Source organism: Pseudomonas sp. PS02290 (genome assembly GCF_029960075.1).
Lineage (GTDB): Bacteria > Pseudomonadota > Gammaproteobacteria > Pseudomonadales > Pseudomonadaceae > Aquipseudomonas.
The window spans coordinates 1-11,848 of sequence record NZ_JASCOY010000127.1 but is presented as its reverse complement, the minus strand read 5'-3'; the positions used below and the strand labels follow the sequence as shown (position 1 = coordinate 11,848).

Here is an 11,848-nt window from a genome sequence, read left to right as displayed (position 1 = left end):
GGGTGGCGCTCCACCCCGGTCACTCCCACATGGATCTTCTCCAGTAGAACCAGCATCACAGAGCAAAGATGCTGGAGCAGTGCAGATCAGCTATTCAGCGGTGTGATCAATCCCGTAAATCCGACTCATGAATCGGCTGGTCGCGGTGCGTTGCCCGCTGGTATTGCGCGGGCCATGTGGCTTGGCGTCCGCCCAGATGTTCATCGGCACGCAGCGGCCAGTACGGATCGCGCAGCAGTTCGCGGGCGAGGAAGATCAGATCAGCCTGGCCCGTCCGCAAAATGGTGTCGGCCTGGGTGGGTTCGGTGATCATGCCCACGGTGCCGGTGGCAATGCCTGACTCGCTGCGCACTCGAGCGGCGAATTCAGTCTGATAGCCCGGGCCCACCGGAATCTCGGCTTTGGCCGCAGTGCCGCCGGAAGACACATCAACCAGGTCGACGCTCAGCTCTTTCAAGCGTTTGCCCAGCTCGACGGTTTCATCCGCGTTCCAGCCGCCTTCCACCCAGTCGGTGGCCGAGACGCGCACGAACAACGGCAGGTCTGCGGGCCAGACTTCACGCACGGCCTTGGTGATTTCGAGGGTCAGACGGATGCGGTTTTCGAAAGAGCCACCGTATTGATCCTGACGCTGGTTGCTCAGCGGCGACAGGAACTGATGCAGCAGATAACCGTGGGCAGCGTGGATTTCGACCACTTTGAAACCTGCGGTCAAAGCACGTTTGGCAGCATCGACGAAGGCCTTGATGATGTCCTGAATCTGGGCTTCATCCAGCGCCGTAGGCACGGTGTAGGTCGGGTCGAAAGCGATCTTCGAGGGGCCCCAGGTCGCCCAGCCGCCTTGGTCGGCAGGGATGGCGCCGCTCTGGCTCACCCACGGCCGCCATGTACTGGCCTTGCGTCCTGCATGGGACAGCTGAATGCCGGCCACCGCGCCCTGGGCGTTGATGAATCGAGTGATGCGCTGGAGCGGCTCGATCTGCTCGTCGTTCCAGAGGCCGAGGTCTTCCGGGGTGATGCGCCCGTCCTGGGTTACCGCCGCCGCTTCGGTGAAAATCAGCCCGGCGCCGCCGACCGCGCGACTGCCCAGATGGACCAGATGCCAGTCATTGGCCAGGCCGTCGGCGCAGCTGTACTGACACATCGGCGAAACCACGATGCGATTGCGCAGGGTCAGTTGGCGAAGGGTGTAGGGTTCAAGCAGCAGGCTCATGGGCACCTCTCAGGTCGTGTGGCAGGTTCCATACGTTGCGAACCTTGAGCCTAGTCGACAACCCGAGCGAAGTGAGGGTTCACTCATTTCCCGGCTGAAGCCAGACATCCTGAAACAACGCGTACACCTGTAGGACTGGCTTTAGCCGGGAAGGCGTCAGTGGCCACACCGCAAGTTGATCGCAGTTCAGCGTGGCGAGAGGTGAACCACCATCAGTTGCACGGTTTCGTTGCCGCGGAATTCGTTCAGGTCCAGCTTGTACGCCAGCTCGACCCAGCGCACGGTCGGGTTGGGCCATACGTCGCGATCGACGCTGAAGGCGATGCCTTCGAGCTTGACGCTGCCGCATTCAGTCTTGAGTACCATCTTCAGATGGCGCTCGCCGACCACTCGCTGCTCCACCAGCTGAAACACGCCATGGAACAACGGCTCGGGAAAGTGTTGCCCCCACGGGCCGGCGTTGCGCAGCGCACGGGCCAGTTCCAGGTGAAACTCTTCGACGGCCAGTGTGCCGTCGGACAGCAGCCGGCCGGTCAGGTCTTCTTCCTTGAGCTGGCGGCGAACTTCAGCATCGAAGGCCTCGGCGAATGCCGGGAAGTTGCCTTCCGGCAGCGACAGCCCGGCCGCCATCGCATGACCGCCGAACTTGCTGATCAGCTCCGGATGTTTAGCCGCCACGGCATCGAGCGCGTCGCGGATGTGAAAGCCCGGCACCGAACGCGCCGACCCCTTCAGCACACCCTCGCCTGCGCTGGCGAAGGCAATGGTCGGGCGGTGATAACGCTCTTTCAAACGCGAGGCCAGAATGCCGATCACGCCCTGGTGCCATTCGGGTTCGAACAGACACAGACCAAACGGCATCGACTCCAGCGGCAGGTCCTTGAGCTGGGCGAGCGCCTCGCGCTGCATGCCCTGCTCGATGGATTTGCGGTCCTGATTGAGCTCGTCCAGACGCACGGCCATTTCCCGCGCCTCGGTCTCGTCATCGCAGAGCAGGCATTCGATGCCCAGGCTCATGTCATCCAGGCGCCCGGCCGCGTTCAGGCGTGGGCCGATGATGAACCCCAGGTCGGTGGAGGTGATGCGCGAGGCCTCGCGACGGGCGACCTCGAGAATGGCGCGCAACCCCGGACGGGCACGACCGGCGCGGATGCGCATCAGCCCCTGGTGCACCAGAATCCGGTTGTTGGCGTCCAGCGGCACGACGTCGGCGACACTGCCCAATGCCACCAGATCCAGCAACTCGCCCAGATTGGGTTGAGCGCGGCCCTCGAACCAGCCGATGTCCCGCAGTCGTGCGCGCAAGGCCATCAACACATAAAAAATCACGCCAACGCCGGCCAGCGACTTGCTCGGGAAGGTGCAGCCGGGCTGGTTCGGGTTGACGATGGCATCGGCCGCCGGCAATTCGTGGCCGGGCAAGTGGTGATCGGTGACCAATACCTGCAAGCCCGCCGCCTTCGCTGCTGCGACGCCTTCAACGCTGGAAATGCCGTTGTCCACGGTCATGAGCAAATCAGGCTGGCGCTCAAGGGCGACCTGGACGATTTCCGGTGTCAGGCCGTAGCCGAATTCGAAACGGTTCGGCACCAGATAGTCCACATGCGCCGCACCGAGCAGACGCAGACCTAATACACCCACCGTGCTGGCCGTCGCGCCATCGGCATCGAAGTCGCCGACGATGAGGATACGCTGACGCTGCTGCAATGCAGTCACCAGCAAATCGACGGCGGCCTCGATGCCCTTGAGCTGTTGGTAGGGAATCAGCCGGGCGAGGCCCTTGTCGAGCTCTTCCTCCGAGGCCACACCGCGCGCTGCGTATAACCGGGTGAGCAAAGGCGGCAGATCGCCAAGAAAAGGCAGGGTGTCAGGTAACTCGCGTGGTTCGATGCGCATTCGGGTTCCGCTGGTGTTCTCGTTGGGGCCGGTTGGGTGTAGCGATGCCACCGCGATGCCGCTGTTGTAGCGTCGCAATGCAGGACTGAATCAGCCCCGCTCGCCTGCCAGCCACTGCAGTTGCACTTCGTGCTGGCCGCGATCATCGGTGACGAAGATCGTGCCTTCGCTGATCATCACGTCCCACTTGATCACCCGGGGCATGTCCTTGGCCAGGATTTCCAGTACCCCCTGGGGGACCGAAGCGATATTGACGTTCTTCAGCGTCTTGATCGCCGGTATGACCTTGCCTTCCCACACCCGCAGACTGCCGTAGGCCAGCAGGCTGGTGCGTTCGGTGCGGCGCGAGCACCACGTCAGGCGGTCGGCGTCGGGCTGGCCCACTTCGATCCAGTGCAGCACGCGATCGTCCAGGCTCTTTTCCCACAACGCAGGCTCGTCGACGTCCGACAGACCGCGGCCAAACGACAGATGCTCGTTGTACCAGAAGGCGTAGGCCAGCAGGCGCACGGTCATGCGCTCTTCGGTCTCCGAAGGGTGACGGGCGATGGTCTGCTTGACGGTTTCGTAGACCCCGCGATCAAGGTCGGTGAGATTGAGTTCGAACTTGTAGGTCGTGGACGGCTGGGCCATGAACGGGCTTCTAATAGAGACGGGAAAGGCGGCAAGTCTACCCGATGCAGCCCCGTTGAACGACCGAACTCGATGAGCGATGCGGCTCGCCCTTCAGATCGGAGCTGGGGCACAACGTTCGCGAGGCGTTACTCATGCCCCCATGACATGTGTTAAATAAATGAGGCACATCACCGATTCCTTGCTGCGAGACGCTGTCGATGAGGGTCAACGCTTCCATGCATGTCACCGGTTCCCGAATGCGCGCCGTGCTGCTCGCTGCTCTGCTCACTAGCCTGCCCGGTACCGCGTCGGCACGTGAAACGCTGATCTGGCTACTGCGCGACTTCCCGCCGCTGACTATATTTTCCGGGCCGTTGGCGGGCCAGGGCGCCATCGACAAGCTGATGCCTGAGCTGACCGCCCGGATGCCGGAATACGATCACCAGATCATGCACGTCAATCGCGCGCGCGGAACGCAGATGCTCAATGACCCCGACGTGTTCGCCTGCGACCCGACCCTGCTGTGGACGCCCGAGCGCGACAAAACCATGTTGTTTTCCATCCCCTCATATGCCACGCCCAGTAATGGCGTGACGATCGAGCGCAGCCGCCACGCGCTGTTCGCACCTTTCATCGACGCCGACGGCCGCCTCGACCTCGCCGCCCTGCTGGCCAGCGACAGCGTTGATGTAGGCATCGTCGGCGAACGCAGCTACGGCCCGGTCATCGATAAGGTGTTGCGCGAGACCACTCGCCCCAAACGTCTGATCCTGCACTACGGCAACACGGCGGTGGGCAGCATGCTGGAAATGGAACGGCTGGATCGCTTTCAAGCGATTATCAGTTACTGGCCGGAAGCCCGATTTCACGCTCAGCAACAAGGCATTCCCCTGGATGCGCTGGAATTTCTCCCGGTCAAGGGCGTGCCCAAATACCAGTTTGCTCACATTGCCTGTTCGAAGACCGAGAAGGGACGCGCGGCGATGGAGATCATCAACCGGGAAATGCGTGTGCTGCGGGTGACGCGGCTGATCGGGTTTTACGCGGAGTGGATGGTCAAGAAGGAGGAGTATCTGCGCGACGCCCAGACATTCTTTGAAGAACCGCCGAACTGACCCGGCATAGACCCGCGGCCTGGAGCGAAAAGCCGAATTTGAGACAAAAGAAACCCCGAGCAGCGGGGAGACTACTCGGGGTCAACCGTGGTCCATCTTGGACCCGTACGGCAGGCAGCATGAACATCGGAGCACAATGCCTGCGCCTGCCATAACTGATAGGAGCCTACTGAATCGAGAAGGTTCCCCGCAGCTCAGACGAAAGGTCGAGCTGCAGCGTAAGCAACGGACTGGGACACATTGCGCATGGCTGCGATGACACAAGGCTCAATGCGCCCTTCTGCCACCATCAAATCACGGTGAAGACCATCTACCACGTCAGTCAGCTGGCGCTTGTCGCCCAGTTGCGACGCAGAAAAAACACGCTCGATCACTATCGCACCCGCTGGATTTTTCAGCGTCACCAGACGCTCGCCCAGAATACCGGCAGGGCCAATGCTCACCTGATAAGGGGACAGCGCTTCGCTCAGTAGCAAGCTGATATTTTCCATCCGGATCACCACTCAACAATTTGAATGCAAAGGTGCTAACCAATGACCATTGGCAGCAGTGGAAAGTTCTGCGCACTGTGGCGAGTTGACACATGCGCACTGCCTGCCGCAGTTTGATTCCGGAGCATGCCTGGCGAATGTGACAGGCAGAATTCACGCGCCTGACGTCTTCGCCTGCTCCAGGTCGTCGAGCAGCGCCCTCAACTGGCCTGCCGCCTGCTCGGCCGCTAGACGGGCATCGTGCAACTCACCCTCCAGACGCTTGCGTTCGCTGATGTCCATCCATCCACCGAGCAAGCCCTGCAGCTGACCATCCGCGCGATGGTAGGGGGCCGTCCATTCCGAGACGTCGATCTGGCGTCCTCCCAGCCGCAGTACCCGCTCGGTAAACACACGCTCCCGCGTCTCCAGCATTTTCATGTAGTCAGCGTGCATCTGCTGGGCGAGGTCGCCGGGAATGAGGTCAACATCGATCAGGCGACGACCCTGCAATTGCTCGTAACTGATGCCGAAAATTTCCTCATAACTGCGGTTGCAGGCGACAAGACGGCCCTGAAGATCACGCACGTAAATCGGATTGGGGATGCCGTCGAGCAGTATCCGCTTGAAGGCAAGCTGGTCACCCAGTTGCGCCTCGGCGCGCTGCCGCTGGTGAATCTGGAACTTCAGGCGGCTGCTCCAGGCCAGTGACACCAGCCCCAGCAGTAAGGAAGCGCCAGTGAGCCAGTATATCCAGGCGGGAATGCGGTTCCAGACCGAGGGGTGAGGATTCGCCGCGCCGAGCCATTTCAGGCGGATCGCACGCATTTCAGCCACCGGGAATTCCTCCAGAGCCTTGTTGAGTATGCCGAGCAATTCGGGCTGGCTTCTGACGACCGAAAATTTGTCCGGCGACCACATGCCCTCGACGCTGCGTCCGACCTTCAGCTCGCCCAATGGATACAACCACGCGCCGGCCTCGTTCTGGATGGTCGCGTCGGCGTCGCCCTTCTCCACCAGTCGGCGGGCATCCTCATAGGTCGCCACAAGCTTGAGCTGGATATGCGGATAGCGTTGCTGAATGAACCCGAGCAACGCGTGTCGTGCGGGAAGCGCCAGCACCTTGCCGGTCATGTCCGACAGCTGGAAGGACGGGTTACTGTCAGCGTGCACGAGAAAGACCCAGTTGTTGCCGCCAAATGCGTAGGTGAAATTCAACAGCCCTTTGCGTTCCGGGTTTTCGGCCAGCGTGGTGTTCATGTGTGCACTGCCGTCCGTCAACGTCTCCAGCAAATCTTCGGTCGAGGCCGATTCCTGATACACGAACTGCAAACCGGTCATTCGCGAAATACGCGCGAGCACATCCACGTTCAAACCCACCCAGCGACCTTGAGCATCCTTGTAGACGTAGGGAGGGTGCTGGGTGGAGGCGACGATGACCTGCGGATGTCTGCGAATCCACCGCCGTTCGATCGCGTTGATGTTCACCTGCCGTCGGGCAAGATCGGCGCCCAACCCGAGGGTCCAGCGCCCCTGGATTTCACGGATGACAGCGTCGTCCACGCCTACCAGCGCTCGGTCGAAGAGCGCCCGCAGCGTCGAGTCTTGCTCTCGGAAGGCGAATGAAAAGCCTGTGGATGGCAACAGGCTGTCGAACTTGGTCTGTAAACCGAGGTAAGGCCGCAACAGGCTGTAAGACTGCACCGTCAGCTCATTGGCAATGAAGGCGTCGGCGGAGTCGTTCGCCAGTGCCTCCATCGCGCTGTACAGCGTGGGCGCGACGACGATCTCGCTGTCCGGGTAGAGCCGCTGAACCTGCGCTTCGTCCGCATAACCGTCCAGCAGCAACACGCGCTTTCCTCTCAGCGAAGGGTGCAGATCAGCGTCGTTGCCTCTGCCAAATACCACTGTTCGGTCAGGAATGTAGTCACGGCTGAATGCCAGTCCGGACGTTTCTCGCTCGAAACCGTTGGCGCTGGTCAGCAAGTCGATTTCTCCGGCCAGCAATGCCTTGACCGCCTGGGCGCGCTTTGCGAACCCGCGTATCTGCACGGGCATGGAAAGCCGCGCACTGATCAGGCTCAGGTAATCCGCGCTGATGCCTTGATAGCGATTATGGTCGGTGGTGATGTCGATGGGCTCATGATCAGCAACGGAAATGCCGACTCTCAGCACTTTCCGTGCGTTCAGCCACTGGCGGTCCGCCTCGTCAAGAACAAGCGGCTGTTGCGCCACGAAGGGCGCGCTCAGGCCGAACCGCAAGCTTTCAGCCGCATGGCCTGCGCGACTGCAGATGCACACGAGCATCAGCAACGCCCACAGCGCCGGTTGGAGATTCAGAATGCGGCTGCTAAATGCCGCTGAGTAAAAATGTTTAACAACCACGGGCTTATACCGAAAGAAGAAAATTCTTCGGAAGTGTGGCACGCAGAAAAAACAAGGCCCGCTGCGAGGCGGGCCTTAGTTGTTACACGGCGATACGGTCAGAGAGGTTTGCCACGATTACCGTGCTGGCTGACAAAGGCCTGCATGGCTTTGAGGTCATTTGGCAGAACAGTGCAGCGCTCGTCTCGCTCGAACAAATCAGACAAATGTGCAGGCAGCTCAAGCGCTTTTCCTACACCGGCTTTCAGCACGGCGTCCGGGAACTTGACCGGATGCGCCGTTCCCAAGATCACCATTGGCGTGTCCAGGCTGCGGCGGCAGTCCCGCGCGGCTTTCACGCCGATTGCAGTGTGCGGATCGAGCAGCTCGCCGGTGCTGGCGAACACTTCAGCGATGGTCTTGCAGGTGTCTTCGTCACTGACCGCCAGCGAATCAAACAGCTTGCGGGTCTCGGTCCAGCGCTCTTCCTGAACGCTGAAACCGCCGCCCTGCCTGAAGTTGGCCATGAGTTCGGCAATTGCGCCGCCGTTGCGACCGTGCATGTCAAACAGCAGACGCTCGAAGTTGGACGACACCATGATGTCCATCGACGGCGACAACGTGGCGTGCAGGGTTTCCTTGACGTACTGATTGCCGCTCATGAAGCGGTGCAGGATGTCGTTGCGGTTGGTGGCAACCACCAGCTGGCTGATCGGCAAGCCCATGTTGCGAGCGAGGTAACCGGCGAAGATGTCGCCGAAGTTGCCGGTCGGCACGGAGAACGCCACCGAACGCGCCGGGCCGCCCAACTGCAGCGCCGCGTGGAAGTAGTAAACGATCTGGGCCATGATCCGCGCCCAGTTGATCGAGTTCACCGCGACCAGACGCGTACCCTTGAGGAAGCTCTGGTCGGCGAAGCTGTTCTTGACCATTTCCTGGCAGTCGTCGAAGTTGCCTTCGATCGCGATGTTATGGATGTTCTCGCCGAAGATGGTGGTCATCTGGCGGCGCTGAACATCGGACACGCGGTTGTTCGGGTGCAGAATGAAGATGTCGACGTTATCGCAACGACGGCAGCCTTCGATGGCGGCCGAGCCGGTGTCACCCGAGGTGGCGCCGATGATAACCACGCGTTCGCCGCGCTTCTCGAGCACATAATCCAGCAGACGACCCAGCAGTTGCAGGGCAAAATCCTTGAACGCCAGGGTTGGCCCGTGAAACAGCTCCAATACCCACTCGTTGCCGTTCAGCTGACGCAGCGGCGCAACCGCAGCGTGGGAAAACACGCCGTAGGTTTCTTCGAGAATCTTCTTGAAATCCGCGTCGGGAATGCTGCCCGTCACGAACGGACGCATCACGCGAAAAGCCAGCTCGTGATAAGGCAGGCCGGCCCAGGACGCAATCTCTTCCTGCGTAAAGCGCGGCAGGTTTTCCGGCACATACAGACCGCCATCGCTTGCCAGACCGGTCAGCAGCACATCTTCGAAATTCAGGGCCGGTGCCTGGCCGCGGGTACTGATATAGCGCATTTTTCAAACCTTCGGTTTGGGCGGCGAGCTCAAAGAGACCAGCTGCAAGTCAAAACGCTTTGTCTTTGACCTGCAGCCCGGAGCCTCGAAGCTCACCGCGATATAAGTTTGCTGTTACTTGCAGCTTGCCGCTTGCGGCTCGTCTCAGTTCAGATGCTCGACGCGGATGCGCACAACCGGTCCGGCAACGTCTTCCAGCGCTTCCAGCGCTTCGATCGCATCGTTCATGCGTTTTTCGACCACGCGGTGGGTCAGCAGGATCATCGGCACCAGGCCGTCATGTTCTTCGACTTCTTTCTGCATGATCGATTCGATGTTGATGCCGCGTTCGGACAGAATGCTTGCCACCTGGGCCAGCACGCCGGGATGATCCTTGGCCTGGATGCGCAGGTAGTACGCGCTTTCACACGCGTCGATCGGCAGGATCGGGTGGGCCGACAGCGAATCGGGCTGAAAGGCCAGATGCGGAACGCGGTTTTCAGGGTCGGTGGTCAGGGCACGGACCACATCGACCAGATCCGCCACGACGGATGAAGCGGTCGGCTCCATGCCGGCACCTGCGCCGTAGAACAATGTCGAGCCGGCGGCGTCGCCGTTGACCATCACGGCGTTCATCACGCCATTGACGTTGGCGATCAGACGGTCCGCCGGGATCAGGGTCGGGTGGACGCGCAGTTCGATACCGCTCGGCGTGCTGCGGGCGACGCCCAGGTGCTTGATGCGGTAGCCCAGCGCTTCGGCGTAATTCACGTCGGCGGTGGTCAGCTTGGTGATGCCTTCGGTGTAGGCTTTGTCGAACTGCAGCGGGATGCCAAAGGCGATGGACGCCAGAATGGTCAGCTTGTGCGCCGCGTCGATTCCTTCGACGTCAAAGGTCGGATCGGCTTCTGCATAGCCCAGCGCCTGCGCTTCAGCGAGGACGTCCGGGAAGGTGCGGCCCTTTTCGCGCATCTCGGTGAGGATGAAGTTGCCGGTGCCGTTGATGATGCCGGCGACCCAGTTGATGCGGTTGGCCGACAGGCCTTCACGAATGGCCTTGATCACCGGGATACCGCCCGCCACCGCCGCTTCGAAAGCCACGATGACGCCCTTCTCACGGGCCTTGGCGAAAATTTCGTTGCCGTGCACGGCGATCAGCGCCTTGTTGGCGGTGACCACGTGCTTGCCGTTTTCGATGGCCTTGAGCACCAGCTCGCGGGCGATGGTGTAGCCACCGATCAGCTCGATGACGATGTCGATTTCAGGGTTGCTTGCCACGTCGAACACGTCGGTCGTGGTCGGGGTACCGGTAATCTGGCAATTGGGGTTTGGTGTACGCATGGCAATTTGCGCCACTTCGATTCCACGCCCGGCACGGCGGGCAATTTCCTCGGCGTTACGCTTTAGCACATTGAAGGTACCGCCACCGACAGTACCCAGCCCACAGATGCCTACTTTGACCGGTTTCACTATGAACTCCCCATAAAACGGCCGACGCGAGGCCGGCCGTGGAATCAGCCGCATTCAGCACGGCTCGCTATTGATGAAGCGCTACGGACAGGCCGCTTCAATGTTTACCGCAGGAGGCTGCGATAAACGAAATTACTTGGCACTCAGCGCGAGTTTGGCCACTTGTGGCGCCGGCTGGTAGCCCGGAATCAGCTGACCGTCGGCCAACACGATGGCCGGTGTGCCGTTCACGCCGATGGACTGGCCGATTTCAAACTGCTTGGTGACCGGGTTGTCGCATTTGGGCGCCTGGATATTCTTGCCATCGACCATGCGGTCCATTGCACCGCGGCGGTCCTTGGAGCACCAGACGGCCTGAAGTTGTTCGTCACCCGGCGAGCCCAAACCCTGACGCGGGAACGCGACATAACGCACTTCGATGCCGCGCTTGTTCAGCTCCGGCACTTCGGCGTGCAGTTTGTGGCAGTACGGGCAAGTGGTGTCGGTGAACACCGTGATGTGGGATTTGGTCTCGCCCACGGCTGGGTAGACGACCATTTCAGCGGCAGGAATGCCATTGATGGTCTTGGAAATCGCCTGACGCTCGACCTTCTCGGTCAGGTTGACCGGCTTGCCGGCCTGCATCTGATAAAGGTTGCCCTGCATAACGAACTGGCCGTCGCCGCTGGCATACAGCACGCGACCGCCCTTTAGATTCACTTCGTAAAGGCCGTTCAACGGACTGCTGGAAATGCTCTCGACGGGAATCTCCAGATTCAGCGATTCCAGGGTCTTGCGAATGGCTTTGTCGGACGCCTCGTCGGCGTGGGCAAACAGGCTGAAAGAGCTGGCCAGCGCTACAACGGCAGCACCGAGAAAACGAGTGACGCGCATGAAAACTCCTCGAGCGGTGAGCAGACGGGCCGGGCTGAAAACGGGTGGCGGAAAAGCACCGGGAGGTTTTCAGGGCCTTGATCTGCGAAACCGGCAAAGCCTATCACATAAGGCTCGCGAGGCCGACTGACGTTGGGGGATAGACGCGGTCTGAGTTAGATCGCCGGCCCCCGTCGGTGAGGTGGCGCAGGAGCGAATTTTCCGAGGCGGAGAACAGTGGCGGCGATCAACGCCGCCACTGCGCCCCTGCTGGTGCAATAGCTTAAACGTTGAACTTGATTGAACCGTCTGGGTTATAAGTTGCGATCAGCTTAAATTTCAGCT

8 protein-coding genes and 1 pseudogene are annotated in these 11,848 nt (G+C 60.8%); 1 reads left to right on the top strand and 8 read right to left on the bottom strand.

Annotated features, from left to right (window positions below; all coding sequences use genetic code 11):
• Window positions 1–106 precede the first annotated feature (106 nt).
• The 3 genes from QMX88_RS26900 to QMX88_RS26890 all read right to left on the bottom strand — a co-directional run bounded on the left by QMX88_RS26900 (window position 107) and on the right by QMX88_RS26890 (window position 3,742).
• Window positions 107–1,213, bottom strand: coding sequence for an NADH:flavin oxidoreductase/NADH oxidase (locus QMX88_RS26900; protein ID WP_192170781.1), 1,107 nt, complete (start codon window positions 1,211–1,213; stop codon window positions 107–109).
• A gap of 186 nt (window positions 1,214–1,399) precedes the next feature.
• Window positions 1,400–3,109 carry a single-stranded-DNA-specific exonuclease RecJ gene (recJ, locus tag QMX88_RS26895; RefSeq protein ID WP_282373304.1) on the bottom strand — a complete coding sequence of 570 codons (1,710 nt, stop codon included), beginning with the start codon at window positions 3,107–3,109 and terminating at the stop codon, window positions 1,400–1,402.
• Between the two features lie 90 nt (window positions 3,110–3,199).
• Window positions 3,200–3,742: a YaeQ family protein gene (locus QMX88_RS26890; RefSeq protein ID WP_282373302.1), complete on the bottom strand. Its 543-nt coding sequence runs from the start codon at window positions 3,740–3,742 to the stop codon at window positions 3,200–3,202.
• Window positions 3,743–3,993: 251 nt separating this feature from the next.
• On the opposite strand from QMX88_RS26890, the gene QMX88_RS26885 reads away from it, so the two are divergent.
• Window positions 3,994–4,839: a TIGR02285 family protein gene (locus tag QMX88_RS26885; RefSeq protein WP_442969503.1), complete on the top strand. Its 846-nt coding sequence runs from the start codon at window positions 3,994–3,996 to the stop codon at window positions 4,837–4,839.
• Window positions 4,840–5,033: 194 nt separating this feature from the next.
• On the opposite strand, the gene QMX88_RS26880 is transcribed toward QMX88_RS26885, so the two are convergent.
• The 5 genes and pseudogenes from QMX88_RS26880 to dsbC all read right to left on the bottom strand — a co-directional run bounded on the left by QMX88_RS26880 (window position 5,034) and on the right by dsbC (window position 11,524).
• The gene (locus QMX88_RS26880) at window positions 5,034–5,330 is read right to left on the bottom strand and encodes a DUF3509 domain-containing protein (protein WP_282373300.1); all 297 of its coding nucleotides are present in this window, start codon (window positions 5,328–5,330) and stop codon (window positions 5,034–5,036) included.
• Window positions 5,331–5,549: 219 nt separating this feature from the next.
• A pseudogene (locus tag QMX88_RS26875) lies at window positions 5,550–7,616 on the bottom strand (transporter substrate-binding domain-containing protein); the annotation flags it as partial.
• Window positions 7,617–7,792: 176 nt separating this feature from the next.
• Entirely contained in the window at window positions 7,793–9,202 is a 1,410-nt protein-coding gene (gene thrC, locus QMX88_RS26870; protein ID WP_192170776.1) for a threonine synthase, read from the bottom strand.
• 144 nt (window positions 9,203–9,346) lie between these two features.
• Window positions 9,347–10,651, bottom strand: coding sequence for a homoserine dehydrogenase (locus QMX88_RS26865; protein WP_108120894.1), 1,305 nt, complete (start codon window positions 10,649–10,651; stop codon window positions 9,347–9,349).
• A gap of 132 nt (window positions 10,652–10,783) precedes the next feature.
• Window positions 10,784–11,524, bottom strand: coding sequence for a bifunctional protein-disulfide isomerase/oxidoreductase DsbC (dsbC, locus tag QMX88_RS26860; RefSeq protein WP_122535070.1), 741 nt, complete (start codon window positions 11,522–11,524; stop codon window positions 10,784–10,786).
• Window positions 11,525–11,848 lie beyond the last annotated feature (324 nt).